We start from the raw sequence: 18872 nt of genomic DNA on the forward strand, positions 1-18872 counted from the left end.
TTTGTACCATAGCGGATTGTTGATTTACTTTTGATTGGCGTTATTTTCTCGGTTATATTGACTTCTGATTTTGAAAGTACTACACTTCTTACTATGATATTATCGTATATTTGGGATGAAATATACCGATATACCGACCGAATAATGGTAAAATAACGCCAAGTGAGAGATGGGAACAGGCCGAAAAGGAGGAAAGACATGTTTCTGGAAGAATTAAAGATGTCAGATCATAAAGAGGAAGAGATTTTTGAAATGAAGTCGGAGTATCCCTATGTGATTCGTAAGATTACCCCGTCTCTGGGGCGGACTTATCTGGTCCCCTGGCATTGGCATCAGGAGGTGGAATTCGTTGTAGTACATCAGGGGGTCCTCGAATATTTTGCACCGGATAAAAGGGTATGTATTCAACCAGGAGAGGGCGTGTTTGTAAATGCAAACGTACTGCATCAGCTCTGGACGCCAAAGCCGCTGACACCGATCAAGTATGATGTACATATGTTTCCGAAGGAGTTCATCGCGTCTCCAAAAAGTCTGATCGACACAAAATATCTGACTCCCCTGCTCAAATGCAGCAGGATCACACTTGTTGCCCTGCAATTACAAAATCCAGTTCAGAAGCGGATATTGGAGAAACTGGGCAAGCTGACAGCGCTGGAGAGGGAGGGGGCATTCGGCTACGAGGTGCAGTCCCGGAATCTAAGTGCAGAGTTGATGCTGGATCTTTATGAAGATCAGAAGGAATCTATCTTTACAGGAAAGGAACTCAACTATAACAGTGAGAGCAGATTAAAAGCAATGCTCCTATTCATTCAGGAGCATTATGCGGAGGAGCTTGCTTTAAAGGATATTGCAGATGCCGCTCATATTAGTGAGCGGGAGTGCCTGCGCTGTTTTCAGAAAATGCTCCGCATCACGCCCTTTGCGTATCTGAAGTCCTACCGTGTGCAGGTGGCCTGCGGCCTTTTGAGCTTTACAAAAGACAGTATTATGACAATTGCCATGAAGACGGGATTTAGCTCAAGCAGCTATTTTGGAAAGACATTTCGCAGGCATATGAACTGCACACCCAACGAATATAGGAAGAATAGTCAAAAACAAAGAGAGGAAACAGCATGGTAGGATGTCTTGTTTCAAGTACTTGTCCTGGATGGACATGGAGAGGATTGGTAGTGGTTTCATGATAGAGAAATGGAAGGAACAGGCGGGGACGTTCAAAAGTAATTTTATAAAAGCAGTACCGATCATCTTGTTTTATTTGGTCGTGTTCTATGGCGTGATTTTTCTATTTGGTACTTCCTATTTATTGTTGGTGTCTGTTGTGACAACGACTTTTAAGCTGAATTATCAAAAACAGTTCCGGTGGAAGAACGTGTTCAGTCTGGGGATGGAGCAGTTGATACTCTGTGTCCTGGCGTTTGCGGCACAGCAGAGCATGGTGCTGTGCGTTTTGATGAATGGATTGGTACCGTTTTTGCTGGTCTTTTTAAGAACGACAAGATTCAATCAGAGGGGATATTTTACCAATGCCATGGTCTTTGTGTTCTTACAGCTTCGTCCGGTGGATAAGGAGGGGCTGCTGCCGCAGCTTGGCGTTTATGTCTGCATCTTATGTGCGCTCGCCGCAGCGATGAGGCTGTGGGCATTTTGGCACAGAAAAGAAAAGGAGGACTTGGCAGTGAAGGAAGGGGTGGGGGCTATGGCCTTCCGGTTCGGGGAGCTGTCTCAGGGGAAGGAGATCCGGGGGATTTCAGCAGAGATGGCCGCGATACAGAATCGGTTCTATTCAGGAGGACAGGCTGCCCGCCGGGTCGGCGGAAACGGGACAGTAAGTGTGCCTTATATTTTTGCACTTCTGTTCCAGCGGACTGCTTATTTTGTAGTGGACTATCTTCAGCAGAAGAATACGTTCTCTGAGCCGGACCGGGTGCTTTTTGGAAGGTTATCCAAGTATCTGGAACAGGTCAAGGAACAGTTGAATGAGGAAAATAATGAGCCATTGATACAGACAGCGGGTGAAATCTTGAATGAAATCAATGAGGTCAGTGAGATAACCAGGTTATTTACAAGAAACTTGATGCATCTGCTTGTATTTGCATTAAAAACTATCACAGAGAAGGAGAAGACACAGGATGACGGACGGATTGACTGGAGACACTTTTTCCAGGAAAAGCGGGAAAGACTGCATCCGAATCAGTTCGAAATGCGCTTTGCACTTAGGCTGTCCCTTGTGCTGATGGTCAGCTTTAGTATCAGCAGATGTCTGAATATTACCCATTCTTACTGGCTGCCTCTAAATGCATTCCTTTTGGTACAGCCTATGTACGAGGAGAGTACCCGAAGGCTGAAGAACAGGATTTTGGGCACAGCAGCAGGAAGCGTGGTCGTCTTCTTCATCCTGATGTATTTGCAGAGCATTACAGCGCATTTTATCCTGTCAGCCGTTCTGATTTCATTCATGTACTCCTTTACTCCGGGGAGTATCCAACAGGTATCCTTTTCTACGGGATTTGCCTTGACTTTAGCATCCCTGTCGCTGAACAGCACCACGGCGGTGGAATTAAGGCTGATATACGTGCTTGCCGCGGTACTTTTAGTTCTGTTCGCGAACCGTTTCTGCTTCCCCACAAGCCTGTATGGGCAGTTTCGCTTTAACCTAAGGGAAGTGGTCCATATGGAGACGGACTATCTGGATTTCCTGCGCATAGGGTGTAGACGGCGAATCGATTATACTGTGATGGAGGATGCCCTTGCACAGTTCGGCCTGACATACGGTCAGGCAATGGAATATCTGAGCAAGAATAAGGAGGAAGAGATGGAACGCTGCATGGGCCTTCTGAATGTGCTCTGGCGAATGGTCGCGGAGGTCGAGCAGATGGTGTTCTATGTGACAACAGAGACGGTGACAGCGGCAGAACGGGAGCAAATCATAGCGTTCGCGGTCCAGATGCAGGGCTTTCTAAAAAAGATCGGTGAGGGACAGACTGATCTGTACATAGAGAAGGGGGCAGATAACGGGCTTGAGCCGAAAAATGAATTTTTCCTGGGGCATCTGATGGAAAAGTACAGAGAGAATATGAGGAAGTTAAGAGACATATGCGCAAAAGAGACCAGCATGCGTGCTTATTTTGCAGAAAATGGGGAATCATTTCGCTTCGGCTAAACGCTATATGGCTGAATCGTTCGCATAAAACAATCGTTCGCATAAAATTGACATCTGGCTCAAATTCTGTTATGATAACACGTGAGACTAATGAGTATCCTTTACTTGATGTCAGGTAAAGGGTGCTTTTTTTGAGTAATTTTAATGAATGAAGGAGTTTTATGGAAGAAACAAGGTTTGAAGAATTGGGACTGTGTCCCGAAATCATGAAAGCAGTTAAAAATATGGGATTTGAGGAGGCTTCTCCGATCCAGGCAAAAGCAATTCCTGTGATGAGGACTGGAAAGGATATCATCGGCCAGGCCCAGACTGGAACAGGTAAGACAGCAGCGTTCGGAATCCCTCTTTTAGAGAAGATCGACCCTAAGAATAAGAAGCTTCAGGCAGTCGTACTCTGCCCCACAAGAGAACTTGCAATCCAGGTAGCGGAGGAGATCCGTTCTCTGGCAAAATATATGCATGCAATTAAGGTACTCCCGATCTATGGCGGCCAGGAGATCGTAAAGCAGATCCGTTCCCTTAAGAGCGGTACTCAGCTCATCATCGGTACTCCGGGACGTGTAATGGACCACATGCGCAGAAAGACAATTAAGATGGAAGAGGTCCACACGGTTGTTCTGGATGAGGCAGATGAGATGTTGAACATGGGATTCCGCGAGGATATCGAGACAATCCTGGAAGGAGTACCCGAAGAGCGTCAGACAGTTCTGTTTTCTGCGACCATGCCTCCGGCAATTCTGGAAATCACAAAGAAGTTCCAGAAGAATGCAGAGCTTGTGAAAGTTACAAAGAAGGAACTGACTGTTCCGAACATTGAACAGTATTATTATGAAGTAAAGCCGAAGAGTAAGGAAGAAGTGCTTGCACGCCTTCTGGATATCTATACACCAAAGCTGTCCGTTGTATTCTGTAACACGAAGAAGCAGGTAGACCTTCTTGTGAATGGTCTGCTGGGAAGAGGTTACTTTGCGGCCGGTCTGCATGGTGATATGAAGCAGGCACAGCGTGACAGGGTGATGCAGGGATTCCGTTCTGGTAAGACAGATATCCTTGTAGCAACAGATGTAGCGGCCAGAGGAATCGATGTAGAAGAAGTGGAAGCGGTATTCAATTATGATCTGCCGCAGGATGACGAGTATTATGTACACCGTATCGGAAGGACCGGAAGGGCTGGACGTGAGGGACGTTCCTTCTCTTTTGTATCAGGAAAAGAAGTCTATAAGTTAAAAGAGATCCAGCGCTACTGCAAGACCAAGATCTATGCACAGAAGGTACCTTCTCTGAATGACGTAGCGACCACGAAGATGGAAAATATTCTGGAGGAGATCGACAATATTATCGAGACAGAGGACCTGACCAAATATCTCCAGGCAATCGAGAATAAAGTCAATGATTCCGATTACACAGCCATGGATATGGCGGCAGCTTTCTTGAAGATCAGCTCCGGGCAGAATGAAGTAAGCCAGGAGGAGATGGAGTTCGGGGATACAGGTGCTGAGGAAGCCGGAATGGTAAGGCTGTTCATCAATATCGGTAAGAAAAATAAAGCAAAACCGGGAGATATCGTTGGTGCTTTGGCAGGCGAGAGCGGAATTCCTGGAAAATTGATTGGATCGATTGATATGTTCGATAAGTATACTTTTGTAGAAGTTCCAAGGGAATATGCAAGAGATGTGCTGAATGCAATGAATAATGCGAAAATCAAAGGAAAGTCAGTTGCAGTTGAACCGGCGAATCAGAAATAAAAATAGAGTGCTATGCCAGGAGAAAATAGTTCTTCTGGCATGGCACTTTTTGGTTAGTAAACAAAAATATTTATGCGCGTAAATAAAAAACATTAAAATAATTGACAGTAAGATAAAAAAGTGTTACTATTCAATTATAATAAAAAAGAAAACGAAAGATTGTACAGAAAAATAAGGCAAAAAATCATAAGTTTAACGTGAAAATATGATTGGTATAAATTTTTTTGTACATTTTTTTAAAAGAATAAATTTACCCGAGTAAATTATGAGGAGTAAATAGGAGGACATATGAAAGCAACGAGAGAAGATGTCGCGAAAATGGCAGGCGTATCCACAGCTACTGTTTCCAATGTGTTAAACGATCCGGGAAAGGTAAAAAAAAGTACAGCAGATAAGGTGCTGGAGGCGGTAAAAGCCTTAGATTACAGGCCGGATATGATAGCCAGATCTATGTCAACAAAGAGGAGTATGCAATTAGGAATTGTGTTAGAGAGCCTGGCAAATCCTTTTTTTGGTGACATTGTAAGAGGGTTTGAGAATGCTGCGAATGAAAAGAATTATTTTGTAAACATATGTACCGGGTTTAATAAGCTGGATGAGTATTTTGATAATTTTATTACAAGACGTGTTGATGGGGTATTTGTTGCTGCAATACCTTACAAATTCAATGTAGATAAGATTTATAACCTAGTTCAAAAGGGAATCAAGATTGTGGTCAGCGGAAATGTATGTGCAGACTTTAGAAAGGTATCTTCTATAGAGATGAACCACATGGGAGCAATGCGGGAAATTATGGAGTATCTGTATAAGCTGGGGCACGAGAGGATTGCTTATATCAGTGGGCTGGGGAAAAATTTGGCATATGACCTGCGTATCAAAGGATATTTGGATATGGTAGAAAAACTTCAGCTTCCCTGTGGCGAGGAGCTTTTGATTGAAGGTAAATATCCATATTCCACAGGAATGGAAGACGGTTATCAATATGCCAGGCAATTAATAGATTCAGGAAAAGAGTTTACAGCAGTTATCTGTGTGAATGACCTGGTTGCCTTAGGTGCAATGAAAGCTTTAAAAGAATGCGGAATAAGGATACCGGAAGATGTGTCTGTGATTGGATTTGACGGGATTGAATTTGGAAAGTATTGGGAGCCAGAGTTGACCACTATGTCAATGAACAAAGTAGAATTTGGTGAGAAGGCCTTTGAAATGTTATATTCGAACATGATAAAGGGTGGAACAAGCTATCACGAGTATGATATGGAACTGATTGTAAGAAATTCAACATCCCAATGTAGGAGATAAATCCGAAAGTAACGGAATATGCAAAAAACAGGAAAGGAGGATTACATATATAGGGACCGGTGGAACGATTACCTACAGCATAGGCTGTGTACATGTATAGGCCGTTATCAAGTATAAAAGAAGAGGAGAAGGAATATGAAAAGATACAAAAAAGTAATATCACTTGTGCTTGCAGGAAGTATGCTGTTGACAGGAATGCTGTCAGGATGCGGCAAAGAGGAAAAGAAGGAGGAATCCAAAAGCACTGCGGCATCTTCTGATGTGGCATGGGATTCCAGTAAAAAGGATGAGATTATCCTGACTGTTATTAACAATTATTATACAGCCGGGCAGAAAAAGGCAGCAGAGGAGTATATGAAGCTGCATCCAGAGACAAAGGTCGTTGTGGATGTCGTATCGGATAATGATTCCTATATGACAAAGATGAAGACTTCATTCAGTGGGAACCAAGAGGAGGCATCTGATATCGTTCATGGAAATTTCCTTGTGAATGCCCTTACAGGAAGCAGTTGGAATCTTGCTTTTGAAAAGGGGTATGTGATGGATCTTACACCAATGCTGGATGAAGAGAATCCATATAATGCTGGAAAACTTGTACGAGATGTTTTTGAAGAGAGTGATCTTGCCATTGCACTTAATAAAACTGGCGGATCAAAGATGGGAATCCTGCCGTTTGATAAGATTGGTGTTGCATTTTTCTATAATAAAGATATCTTTGATAAAGAAGGAATAGAGATTCCAGAGACTTTCGAGGAGCTAGAGAAGATCTGTAAGGAATTTCGTGACAAAGGATATAAATATCCAGTATCAGCAGGTCTGGAATCAAGCTGGTTTTTGAATGCCATAGCCGACACGGGATATCGTACAATGGAAGAGACATTTCTTGTTCAGCCAGGAGATGCTGCCTGGGATGAAAGTACCATGAAGGATAATGAAAACTTCAAGTTTGATGAGACAAATCTCGCATGTGATAAGAACCTGGTCAACAGCGATGAGCGTATCATGGCTTATAAGAAGGAAAATGGAGTTAATACAGAGTTGAATCAAACGATTTATACTGCATTTGGAAAAATCGCAAAATACTTCCCGGATAACTGGGTACAGGCTGATACAAATCAGATTATTACTGACTTTGAGATGGGAAATTCTCCGATGCTGCTTCAAGGAAGTTTCAATGCCGGAAAGGTTTTATCAGATATCAATATGCTGCCGGAAGACCAGCAGTTTGAATGGGCGACCTTCCAATTCCCTTCCTTTGAAAAGGCACCGGAGGGACTTCAGTCGACCATGAGAGGGCTCTATGTATTAGGTAATGAAATGGCAATCGTACAGAAAGAAGATAAAGACCATACAGAAAGAGTAAAAGACTTCTATAAATATATGTATTCTCCAAGCGGAGCACAGATGATTTATGAAGAGACTTTGACAAATGGAAATTATATTCAGGGACCTAGCGTTATTGCAGGTGTTACATTAGATGAAGCACTTCAGGAAAAACTGGATGGATTTGTACCGGAAGGAACTTCGAGAGATTGGGATAACCTGGATGGATTTACAAGAGTAACAGAAGCCAATAAACCAAAATTCTATGACTTAATTAACCAGTTCAGTGTGGAGAAAATTACCGCAGAAGAGATGCTTGAGCAATTACAGCCTTTATATGATGAATATAATGAGGAAGCAATAAAAGCAGCCGGATATGATCTGGATCCTGCCACAGCAGATAACGCAAAAGAATAATATAAAAAAGGCTGCTTTCCTTGGAACAGGGACCAGTGGAATGATTACCTGTGGAATGCAGCACATATATTATAACACACAATGGATAAAATTGTAAATGAATGAGCAATAGATTTACTGGAAAAGGTGATGGTGATGACAAGATTACCTTCACCTTTTTTAAATATAAATAATAAGGAGAAGTAACGTGGATAACATAGAAAGGATTTATTGTAATTCCAGAAATCCAATTCTACCGTCAAATTATTTGATATCTGACGTAGAAGGACATCAGATGCAGGATGGAAGGCTATACCTTTATGGAGATGTAGGGAATCCAGAAATTGATGATACCTATGAGAGTGATGTACTTAAAGTGGTATCTACTTCGGATATGAAAAAGTGGGTAATCCACAATAGCTGTCTTCGTTCCGAACAAATTCCATGGATTCAGGAGGCCGGAGATAGTAAATGGATTTTTAGTGAGGCTGGGGAAGTAGATACTCCAATGCTTAGAAAGCTAAATGCTGGGTATCGGGAAACGAATGCCAAAGGGAAAAAGGGAAGGATGGCAAGCAACTTTATTTATGCTCCAGATGCAGCAGAATATGAGGGGAAGTACTATTTATATTTTCCGTGTTCTGATTCTTCGGAGGGAGTAGCTGTATCAGAAGAACCGCAGGGACCATTCCACGATGTAAGGCGAATGAACTGCAAGGGAATAGATCCGGCTGTTTTCGTTGATGATGACGGACAGGCTTATTATTATTGGGGACAATTTCGCGGCTGTGGTGCAAAATTAAAAAGGAATATGACAGAAATTGACCGTTCTACAATGACTATAGACCTTGTGACAGAAGAAGAGCACCATTTTCATGAAGGAATGAGTATCAGAAAACGTGGGAACTATTATTATTGCATTTATGCAGATATCACATCGACAGATCCGACCAGCCTCGGATATGCGATGTCTAAGTCCCCTCTGGGACCTTATGAGTATAAAGGGGTAATTATAGATAACAAGGGATGCGATCTAGATACATGGAATAACCATGGTTCAATTGTTGAGTTCAAGGGCAGTTGGTATGTTTTTTACCATCGGACTGTAAGGGGAAACAAATTCTTTAGGCGGGTATGTGCCGAGCCGATAAAATTCAGAGAGGATGGGACAATTATCCCGGTAATTATGACGTCGCAGGGACTCGGGGAACCGTTTAGACCAGGGGAGGATATCGAGATGACATATGCCTGTGGGCTCTTGGGAACATGTTATCTGGAACCAGAAGACCCTATCAATGGTGAGCATGATGTTCTAAAAAATATTTCACGTGGTGATACTGCTATCTTCCGTTATGTTGATTTTAGCAGCGGTGTTTCAAGTGTAAAGGTTTCTGGAAACAGTACAGGGACGATAAGGCTTTATCTTGGAGAAGAAAGAAATTTATTATTGGCAGAATTGACAATCCGTGGTAAGGAAGATGCTTTTTCATTGATAGAAGCAGAGAATAAAGCAGGGACCTTACTGGTGGAAGTCATGGATTGTGACAGTAAGTTCCAGATTAAAAAGATTCGGTTTGAATAATACTTTCAGAAATGGAAGCGGTTTGAGTCAGATTTTATATAAAATTTAAGAAAGGATACATTATGAAAAAAACATGGAAGGCAAAACTCTTGCCATATCTTTTCCTTACACCAACGTTTATTTTCTTGGCTATTTTCTCGTATTATGCAATTGGAAATGCCATTTATACATCATTTACAGATTCCGCATTTGGGCAGACAGCCCACTGGGTAGGGCTCGAAAATTACATTGCGGCATTTCATGATGAAATGTTTTTGACATCTTTTCGGAATCAATTGATCATTACAGTAGCTGCTGTTTTTACAAGTGTTTTTTTCCCGCTTCTGGCAGCAGAACTATTATTTTTTATTAAGCACAAACGAATCGCGAATATCATTAAAACGGCATTTGTAATTCCAATGCTGGTTCCACAGATTGTCGTGATTTTAATATGGAAATTTTTGTACAATCCCAATTTCGGATTCAATTCGATATTGCAGCTTCTTCACATGGAGAATCTTTCACATAACTGGTTGAATGATCAGGGGACAGCCCTGCTTAGTATCGTACTGATTGGTTTTCCGTTTATTTCAAGTATGTATTTTTTGATTATTCATACGGGACTGAATATGATTGGAGAGGAGTTGTATGAAGCAGCAATTGTGGATGGTGCGACCCAATGGGATGTAGTAAGAAACATACATGTGCCGAATTTGACCCCATATATCAAAATCGTAGTGACGCTGTCTCTAATTCAGAGTCTTTCCGGTTTTGGACTGGTTGCAGCAACAACGAACGGAGGTCCGGGATTTGCAACGACGATACCTGCTCTACAAATGTACAAGGTAGCCTTCGGGGATGGAAAATTCGGGCGTGCCTCTGCAATGGGCGTAATCCTGTTTGTAGTAATCATCATATTGACGCTTCTGTCACGTAAAACAATGAAAGAGGAGGATTGAGATGAAAGCGAAAAGAAAAATTGGAATCGGCTATCTTGCCAGCAGACTGTTGACTATTGCATTATTGTTCATTACGTTTTTTCCATTCGTAATGCTGATTAACATGTCAGTTAAGCCTTCTGTATTGATCATGAATGACTTTCTGGGGCTGCCGACTCAGATTTATATTGAAAATTTTAAGAGGGCGATTGATTTTGTTTTAAAGCCTATTGGGAATTCCATTTTTGTCTGCGTCATATCGCTTGCAGGAATCCTAATTGTAGTATCATTGTCCGGCTATGCATTTGGCAGAATGAAATTTAAAGGGAAAAAAATATTGTACACACTGGTCCTGGCAGTGATGATGATTCCTTATACGCTGCTCATTATCCCGAATTATGGGATCGTTGACAAAATGGGGCTTTTAAATACGCCGTGGGCACTGATCATACCGTATATTGCAGGTCAGCAGGTTATGGGGATTATTCTGGCGGAATCATTTTTCCGCGGGCTTCCAAATGATATTTTTGAGGCAGCCAGAATTGATGGGGCAAGTGAATTCTATTGTTTTGCTCATATTGCAGTGCCACTTTCAAAACCGATTTTGATTACGGTTGGTATTACGAGCGTAGTATCTATGTACAATGATTATATTTGGCCGACTATCGCATTAACTGGAGGAGATGATACAAAGACGTTCTGCCAGATTGTATTTAACAATGCGGCAGGGAACGGTACGACGGATATGGGACTGATCGCAGCAGCTTTTATTATAGGTACGATCCCTCTTCTTATTGCGACTGCCAGCTGTTTGAAGTACTATGTCCAGGGAATGATAGGCGGTGCCGTCAAGGGGTAAAAGAATATGGAAGAAGGAATGCTTGCCCAGGTAAGAAAATTCGGTGGAGATCAGAAGAGATTTTTGGCTTCCCAGATGATTACTTCTACATATAATAATCTTATTTCAGGTGTTTTAATGACAGGCCTGCTTCTTTATATAGGGGTAAGGCCATCCAGGATCGGTGTGTTTTTATCCATTCCTTTGCTTGCGAATATACTGCAGCTTGCTATCGGAAAGATGTGGAACTGGTTTTATAATTACAAAAAAATGATTAACTGCATAGTACTGGCGGCGAGGTTTGGAATCCTGTCAATTGTAGGGATTCCGATATTGTTTCGTGACAGTGGACAGCCGGTAAAGATCTGGATGACAGCTATGATATTAACAGTATCATATACATTCGCATCTAGCGCAGGAATACATCTGAATCTTTGGATGGTCCAGACTATTCCTGCTGAAAAGCAGGGGACATTTTTTGCTTTTCGTGACAGAATGGTCGTTGGTGTGACAATGTTGATTTCATTTGGTGCTGCTTATCTGATTGACCAGCTAAAAGTCGCAAATTTGGAATATATAGGATTTGCAACAGCTTTCTTAATAGCGTCATTGCTTGTGGTGATAGATTATACAATACTTCGAAAAATTAGTTATGAAAGAAATGAGGAGAAAAAAGAACGGTTGGAATGGCCGTTATATTGGAAAGTGGTAAAGGAAGACAGGCGTTTTTTGAGATTTCTCATATATATGCTTGTTCTCAGCCTTGGTATGAATCTGGCCAACCCTTATTATAATACTTATATGTTGGACTGTCTGGAATTGAAATATACGCATATCATGTGCCTGACAGGACTTCAGGTGTGTGTCCAGATTGCAGTATCATCCATATGGGGGAAGATTGCTAATAGAATCCGCTGGAGCAGGATTCTAAATGCTACAGTGTTTATTCTTGGGGTTCAATTTTTCATCTGGGCAATGGTAACGAAGGAATCTATAGGGTTTATATATGTGATTTTTATTTCCAGCGGACTGATTTCTACCGGGCTCGTGACGGGGCAGTTCATGGTCCAGTATGAATTCATCGGTCATCAGAATACAATGATATATTTAAGTCTTTGTGCATGCGTGACTGCGCTAGGCGGTTTCTCGGGCAGCATGCTTGGTTCAGGGATTATTTCAGCTTTTGCGGATAAGGTCTATCAGCTCGGAGGCATTGGAATTGGATCAATGCAGATTAATATGATAATTTCAGGAAGCATTTTACTTGTTTCAGTGTTTTATGCCAAAATCGTTTTAAATAGGAATACAGAGAGGAGTTATTATGTCGGATAACGGATTAGTTCAAAATGATATATTCAGGAGCATCCCTGAGCGAATTGCAAAAACAGCGCAGAAAGATGAGAGGGCAAGGGCTTATCTTATCCCACAGAAAGTTCTGTGGGAAACGAACGATATAACTGCAAGAGTAATAGACAGCCATGTGCTTTTGGAACAGAGAAGTCCTCAGATTTCGTTGGATTCGCAGAGCCCTTGCATTTTATGTAATGATGGGCAGCCAGCATCTATTTTATTAGATTTTGGGTGTGAGATACATGGGGGCATCGTGATTCATGCGTGGAAAGAGACGACGGGAAAGGGAGCAAAGGTACGCGTCCGCTTCGGAGAATCTGCCCTGGAGGCAATGAGTGAACTTGGGGGAATCCAGAATGCTACAAATGACCATGCGAACCGGGACATGATTGTACGAATCGGTAACATGAGCATGAACCCTATTGGGGAAACTGGGTTTAGATTCGTCAGGATTGATCTACTGGAACCATATCAGCAAATGGAGTTAAAAGCAGTACAGGCGGTTTTGATTTATAAGGATCTGGAGTATAAAGGGAGTTTTCATTGCAGTGACGAGCTGCTGAACAGAATCTGGAATACAGGTGCATATACTGTACACCTGAATACACAAAATTATATATGGGATGGAATTAAACGTGACCGGCTTGTGTGGGCAGGTGATCTTCATCCAGAAATTACGGCAATTAAGACGGTCTTTGGAAATGAAGAGGCCGTGCCGAAAAGTTTGGATTTCGTAAGAAATGAAACGCCTCTTCCGGGGTGGATGAATGACTTTCCGGCATATTCTATGTGGTGGGCTATCATTCAGTATGATTGGTTTTTGTATACTGGAGATTTTTCATATCTGAAAGAACAGCATCACTATCTCAGAGGATTACAGGAACAGATGTCCTCCTGTATTGGAGAAGATGGTAAGGATAATACACCGGAGACTCGATTTGTTGACTGGCCGTCAAAGGCAAATCCTGGTGTGGTTGATGCCGGGCTTCAGGCACTTCATATTCTTGCAACATCAAAAATGGAGAAGCTGTTTGAACAATTGGAGGATGAAGAGATGGCTGAAATATGCCGTCAAGATTTAGGAAAGCTGAGAAAATATAAAGCGAATTTTGAATCGGCAAAACAGGCAGCAGCACTTATGGTACTTTCAGGAATGGAAGAGGCTGTAGATGTGAATGAAAAGCTTTTGAGAAAGAATGGTTCAAAAGGAATGTCTACCTTCATGGGATATTATATTTTGTCAGCCAGGGCAAAGGCAGGGGATTACCAAGGGTGCTTGGAAAGCATCAGAGAATATTGGGGTGGAATGCTTGCGCTGGGCGCGACAACCTTCTGGGAAGATTTTGATATAGAGTGGTTGAAGGATGCCCTTCCGATTGATGCATGGAAACGTGAGGAGGGGAAAATAGATGTTCATGGGACATATGGAGGATACTGCTATTGTGGCTATCGGCACAGTCTTTGCCATGGCTGGGCAGCAGGTGTGACGCCATGGCTGAGCGAAAATGTGCTTGGTGTAAAGATTCTTGAACCAGGATGCAAAAAGGTTCAGATTAATCCTCATTTGGGTGACCTTGATTTTGCAGAAGGAACGTATCCGACCCCTTATGGAAAAATACATATTCATCATGTAAGGAAGCCGGATGGGGAAATTGAAAGTAGAATAACAGCGCCCAAGGAAATTATCATTGTGCAAGGAGAACAGGGATGAGAAGGCTGGATTGGGAAGTAAGTACATTGAGTGGAGAGCTTGGATATAGAATTTTAAAGAATTACTGCCGTCTGGAAAGTGACATCTACCGACCAGGAAAAATCTTTCAAATGGAACAGAATGGATGGCCGGGTGATTGGGAAGGCAGGACAATATTGGCCTTAGTTCTTCATGGGCAGGTAACCAAAAGAGAGCCAGCTTTTTTAAAAGAAATTATAGAGCAGCTTCCTAAAGTAATGAATGCGTCGGGATACATGGGGGACGTGGTACGGGAACAGGAGGCGAATGAACAGCAACTGTCAGGACATAATTGGCTGCTTAGGGGACTGATGGCTTATGCCGGTTGGAAAAAGGACAAGAATGTATGGCATATGGTAGTTACCATTGTAGAAGCTTTATATAAGCCGACGCTGAAATTATATGATTCTTACCCAACAGAAATAAGAGGAGAAGGTGGTGCATGCGGGAGTATCGGAAAAGTACAAAACGGATGGCAGCTTTCCACAGATACTGGATGCGCCTTTATCTGTATCGATGGTCTGGCTGAATATTACCAAGTCACAAAGGATCCAGATGTTGAATTGCTTCTAAGGGAAATGTGCAGGAATTTTTGGAAAATTGATTTTATAGGAACATCCATGCAGACGCATGCTACTTTGAGTGCATTACGAGGTGTGCTGCGATTTTTTGAAATTACAGGAGAAATACAGTTTCTAGAACAGGCCATCCGTATATTTGGGTTATACCAGCAGTTTGGAATGACCGCAAATTATGCAAATCAAAATTGGTTCGGAAAACCAGCATGGACAGAACCATGTGCAATTGTTGATTCCTATATGGTTGCAATGAAATTATATCAGTTGACAGGAGAACTCTCATATTTGGAATTGGCTCATAGAATCTATTACAATGCTCTTTGTTTTGCACAGAGATATAATGGCGGATTTGGATGTGATGTATGTACGGGGAAAACGGAAGAGGTATTAAAGACAAAAACGGATATTTTTGAAGCGTATTGGTGCTGTACAATGCGAGGGGCAGAAGGTCTAACAGAGGTGGTATCAGATACAGTCTGGCAGAAAGATGGAGACGTCATAATTTTAAATCAGAACAATATTTGGACCAATATTGGAGAAATGAGGCTAGAACTTAAGACTGAATATCCTCAAAAAGGGAATTTTAAAGTTCTGGCATGTGGAGGAGTTCCCTGTTCTATAAAAGTTTATATTCCTCAATTTGCACTGGAATCTCTATGTTTTAGAGAGAATACTGGCGAAAACAATATTGTTTTAAATGGCAATTTTCTACAAATTTCTTATGAGGGGATTTCAATGGAATTGACTGTAGAATTCGAGATACCGCTGCGAGAAGAAAGTGTAGAGTATGACGGGAAAAAATATCTTCGATATTGGAGAGGAGAACAGATTGTCGGATGCCTTGAGGAAGGAATAGAAGGGCAGATAGCAGCAGGAATGCCAACGGAAACACTTGATAAAATGATCGATATGAAGGGAAGGGCAGAAAGTGAAGAATATGGAATTAGGATATTATTCCCTGAAAGAGGTAGGGCATGAATGAAAAAGAATTTGTAGAAAGTTTCAAGAAACCTCCTGTAGAGTTCAGAGCGAAACCCTTTTGGGCGTGGAATGGGAGGCTGGATAAGGAGGAACTTTTCCGCCAGATAGAAATTATGAAGGAAATGGGGTTCGGCGGATTTTTCATGCATTCACGTACAGGTCTGCAGACAGAATATCTTGGAGAAGAATGGTTTGATTTGATCAATGAATGTGCGGATAAGGCTTCCGGTCAGGGTTTAGAGGCATGGATCTATGATGAGGATAGATGGCCATCAGGGATTGCGGGCGGTCTGGTCACACAGGAAGAACGTTTCCGGGCAAAATTTATTGAGATGAGGATGGCAGCTCCGGGAGAATATGTGGAATGTGGGGAAAATACGTTAGCCGTATTTAGCTGTGAGATGGAAGGGAACACCTTTAAAAAACTTAAGAAAGTGGAACAGGCGGAAGCATCAGATGGAGAAAATTTGTTGATTTTTTCTATCGTCTATTCAGATTCTAAAGATGTATATAATGGATATACGTATCTTGATACTATGAACTTTGATGCAGTAGAACAATTCTTGGAACTGACACATCATCAATATGCGGAGAAGTGTGGGAAAAGGATTGGCACCAGTATTCGGGGAGTTTTCACAGATGAACCTCACAGGGGAGCTATGTTCAGCTCTTTTTCAGAAGGGAGCGAAAATAGGATTCCATATACAGATCAATTGTTTTCCGTGTTCAAGGAAGAATGTGGCTATGATCTAAAACAACAACTGCCCTATTTGTTTCTAAGGGAGGAAGGTACATTTTCAAAGGCAGCACTGGATTATATAGAGGTATGTCAGAAGTTATTTTTAAAAAATTTTGCGCGGCCTATCCAGAAGTGGTGCTCAGACAATCATATGATTTTTACAGGACATGTACTGCATGAAGATAGTCTGAGTGCTCAGACGGTGATGCAGGGGTCTTTAATGAGATTCTATGAGTATATGGACTATCCAGGAATTGATATTCTGACGGAGAAGAATGAATGCTGGTGGGTCGTAAAACAAGCAGTCTCTGTTGCGAGACAGTTGGATAAGCCCTTTGTTTTGTCTGAATTGTATGGTGGGACAGGATGGCAGATGACTCTGGAGAATTATAAACAAGTTGGAGACTGGCAGGCCTTGTTCGGAGTGAATCTGCGTTGTCCTCATCTTTCCTGGTATACAATGCAGGGAGAGGCGAAAAGAGATTATCCTGCAAGTATTTTCTACCAGTCGGCATGGTATAGAGAATATGAAAAATTGGAGACTTATTTTGCGAGGATTGGGATGTTTACCTCACAGGGAAAAAATGAGTGCAGTCTGCTTGTGCTCAATCCGATCGAGAGCGTTTGGGGATATAGCAGGAGCGGTGCCTTTTTAGGGCTGGAAGCGGCAGACTCACGGATTCAGTATCTGGAAAAACGGTATCAGGAGGTCTTTGGGATTCTTGTTAGTGGACATGTAGAGTTTGATTATGGAGAAGAATCTATTCTTGAAAAGCATGGAAAAGTAGAAAACGGACTGATATATGTAGGAAAATGCTGCTATCAAAAGGTCCTTATCGCAGGAATGGATACAATTAGAATGAAGACATTGGATTTGCTGGAGGAATTCCGAGAGCAGGGGGGGAGCGTAATTTTTGCAGGCGAACGTCCTAAATATGTTGATGGGATTCTATCTGAGCATGTGGAAGAAGTAGCGCAAAGGTGTGTAACAGTTAAGTTTTCTAAAGATCAGATTTTACAATCCTGTAGAAACGAAACGGAGATAGTGCTGGAAGGTGAGGGCGCCGGGGAAATTCTATGCAGAATAAGTTCTGATGAAGATGCAAGATATATGATGCTCTTGAATAGCAACCGAAATCAAGCACACCGAGATATAAAAATATCTTTTGGCGCAGAGAATACCGTAGAATTATGGAATGCCAGAGATGGTGAAATAAGAACAATTTTAGAAGATAATGAGCAAAGCGGTACTCTTACGGTACAGTTTGCCCCAGGAGAAGAAAAGCTTTATCGTATTTCCAAAAGAACAAAGGAACTGCCTGATTTATTCACATATTCGTTAAGTGAAGAGAATGTTTTGGTTCTTGATTTTGTTGAGGCTGAGATTGGGGGAAATCGATTTGAGGGCGAGGTTCTAAAAACAGACAGGAAAATAAGAAATTATTTGGGGCTTTCTATCAGGGGCGGTGAGATGCTGCAGCCCTGGTATATCCAGAAATATGAAAGGCAGCAGTATGAAAAACGGTGGGATATAGAACTGAAATATACGTTTCATATTAGGAAGCTTCCATCCAGACTCTATTTGGCTTTTGAGGATGTGGAACATGTATCAGACATGCGGGTCAATGGCAGCAGGATACAGTATAATACAGAAAATTACTGGATTGACAGATGTTTTTCACGTGTAGAAATACCATATGGATCTTTGAAAGAAGGAGAAAATGAAATCAAAATCTGTAGCAGATATGGTATAGAAAATGGTTTGGAGGCGGTCTATCTTTTGGGAGAGTTCGGAGTGTATAATTTTTCCGATAAGGGGAAATGGGAACTTTCGCAGCTGCCCCGCTATTTGAAAGCGGGGGATGTTACGTATCAGGGACTTCCATTTTACTCAGGGAGTATTCGGTATGATCTGCCAGAGATGGAGGGGGCTTATCAGATTCAGGATATAAAATTTGCAGGGAGTTGTGTGAAGATAATCGGAGATTCTACCGAGGTGCTGTTTGCACCGCCATATATGAGTGAGATGAATCAACCAAGGAATCTGGAAGTGGTCCTTACGAGAAGGAATACATTCGGCCCACTGCATTGTTCGAGAAAGCGGCTGCCGGCTTATGGACCAGAAGTATTCTTGATGGATCAGGAGGAATGGCAGGATGAATATTCACTCATCGGGCAGGGGTTACTTGAGAAGCCCAGAATTCGGCGTATGAATGGACAGAAATAAAAGGC

General features: G+C 42.0%; 12 protein-coding genes. All 12 read left to right on the forward strand.

All coding sequences use genetic code 11. From position 1 onward, the window contains the following. Positions 1–198: 198 nt before the first annotated feature. The 12 genes from HGO97_RS01650 to HGO97_RS01705 all read left to right on the forward strand — a co-directional run bounded on the left by HGO97_RS01650 (position 199) and on the right by HGO97_RS01705 (position 18867). Entirely contained in the window at positions 199–1119 is a 921-nt protein-coding gene (locus HGO97_RS01650) for an AraC family transcriptional regulator (RefSeq protein ID WP_216238774.1), read from the forward strand. A 58-nt stretch (positions 1120–1177) separates the two neighbouring features. After that, positions 1178–3160: an FUSC family protein gene (locus HGO97_RS01655; RefSeq protein WP_216238776.1), complete on the forward strand. Its 1983-nt coding sequence runs from the start codon at positions 1178–1180 to the stop codon at positions 3158–3160. A gap of 161 nt (positions 3161–3321) precedes the next feature. Continuing rightward, positions 3322–4905 carry a DEAD/DEAH box helicase gene (locus HGO97_RS01660; protein ID WP_168866620.1) on the forward strand — a complete coding sequence of 528 codons (1584 nt, stop codon included), beginning with the start codon at positions 3322–3324 and terminating at the stop codon, positions 4903–4905. A gap of 288 nt (positions 4906–5193) precedes the next feature. After that, a complete protein-coding gene (locus HGO97_RS01665; protein WP_216238778.1) occupies positions 5194–6207 on the forward strand; it encodes a LacI family DNA-binding transcriptional regulator in 1014 nt (337 codons plus the stop codon). Positions 6208–6342: 135 nt separating this feature from the next. Then, the gene (locus HGO97_RS01670) at positions 6343–7947 is read left to right on the forward strand and encodes an ABC transporter substrate-binding protein (RefSeq protein ID WP_216238780.1); all 1605 of its coding nucleotides are present in this window, start codon (positions 6343–6345) and stop codon (positions 7945–7947) included. Positions 7948–8134: 187 nt separating this feature from the next. Continuing rightward, complete coding sequence (locus HGO97_RS01675; protein ID WP_216238782.1) at positions 8135–9508, forward strand: family 43 glycosylhydrolase; 1374 nt, start codon at positions 8135–8137, stop codon at positions 9506–9508. A 62-nt stretch (positions 9509–9570) separates the two neighbouring features. After that, on the forward strand, positions 9571–10446 hold the full coding sequence (locus HGO97_RS01680) for a carbohydrate ABC transporter permease (RefSeq protein WP_216238783.1): 876 nt from the start codon (positions 9571–9573) through the stop codon (positions 10444–10446). 1 nt (position 10447) lies between these two features. Continuing rightward, complete coding sequence (locus HGO97_RS01685) at positions 10448–11284, forward strand: carbohydrate ABC transporter permease (protein ID WP_216238784.1); 837 nt, start codon at positions 10448–10450, stop codon at positions 11282–11284. A 6-nt stretch (positions 11285–11290) separates the two neighbouring features. After that, complete coding sequence (locus HGO97_RS01690; RefSeq protein ID WP_216238785.1) at positions 11291–12595, forward strand: MFS transporter; 1305 nt, start codon at positions 11291–11293, stop codon at positions 12593–12595. After that, on the forward strand, positions 12585–14324 hold the full coding sequence (locus HGO97_RS01695; protein WP_216238786.1) for an alpha-L-rhamnosidase-related protein: 1740 nt from the start codon (positions 12585–12587) through the stop codon (positions 14322–14324). The genes HGO97_RS01690 and HGO97_RS01695 overlap by 11 nt, the downstream gene beginning before the upstream one ends. Continuing rightward, a complete protein-coding gene (locus tag HGO97_RS01700) occupies positions 14321–15898 on the forward strand; it encodes a beta-L-arabinofuranosidase domain-containing protein (RefSeq protein ID WP_216238787.1) in 1578 nt (525 codons plus the stop codon). The genes HGO97_RS01695 and HGO97_RS01700 overlap by 4 nt, the downstream gene beginning before the upstream one ends. Further along, positions 15895–18867 (forward strand): glycosyl hydrolase family 2 protein, encoded by a 2973-nt coding sequence (locus HGO97_RS01705; protein ID WP_216238788.1) that lies wholly within the window; start codon positions 15895–15897, stop codon positions 18865–18867. The genes HGO97_RS01700 and HGO97_RS01705 overlap by 4 nt, the downstream gene beginning before the upstream one ends. Positions 18868–18872: the final 5 nt, after the last annotated feature.

Origin of the sequence: Faecalicatena faecalis, assembly GCF_012524165.2 — a bacterium.
GTDB classification, from domain to species: Bacteria; Bacillota; Clostridia; order Lachnospirales; family Lachnospiraceae; genus Faecalicatena_A; species Faecalicatena_A faecalis.

Excerpts from the sequence above, each read along its gene's own strand:
- HGO97_RS01665 (WP_216238778.1), top strand. The coding sequence starts at position 5,194 with ATGAAAGCAACGAGAGAAGATGTCGCGAAAATGGCAGGCGTATCCACA.
- HGO97_RS01670 (WP_216238780.1), top strand. The coding sequence starts at position 6,343 with ATGAAAAGATACAAAAAAGTAATATCACTTGTGCTTGCAGGAAGTATG.
- HGO97_RS01705 (WP_216238788.1), top strand. The coding sequence starts at position 15,895 with ATGAATGAAAAAGAATTTGTAGAAAGTTTCAAGAAACCTCCTGTAGAG.
- HGO97_RS01655 (WP_216238776.1), top strand. The coding sequence starts at position 1,178 with ATGATAGAGAAATGGAAGGAACAGGCGGGGACGTTCAAAAGTAATTTT.
- HGO97_RS01660 (WP_168866620.1), top strand. The coding sequence starts at position 3,322 with ATGGAAGAAACAAGGTTTGAAGAATTGGGACTGTGTCCCGAAATCATG.
- HGO97_RS01650 (WP_216238774.1), top strand. The coding sequence starts at position 199 with ATGTTTCTGGAAGAATTAAAGATGTCAGATCATAAAGAGGAAGAGATT.
- HGO97_RS01695 (WP_216238786.1), top strand. The coding sequence starts at position 12,585 with ATGTCGGATAACGGATTAGTTCAAAATGATATATTCAGGAGCATCCCT.
- HGO97_RS01680 (WP_216238783.1), top strand. The coding sequence starts at position 9,571 with ATGAAAAAAACATGGAAGGCAAAACTCTTGCCATATCTTTTCCTTACA.
- HGO97_RS01685 (WP_216238784.1), top strand. The coding sequence starts at position 10,448 with ATGAAAGCGAAAAGAAAAATTGGAATCGGCTATCTTGCCAGCAGACTG.
- HGO97_RS01700 (WP_216238787.1), top strand. The coding sequence starts at position 14,321 with ATGAGAAGGCTGGATTGGGAAGTAAGTACATTGAGTGGAGAGCTTGGA.
- HGO97_RS01690 (WP_216238785.1), top strand. The coding sequence starts at position 11,291 with ATGGAAGAAGGAATGCTTGCCCAGGTAAGAAAATTCGGTGGAGATCAG.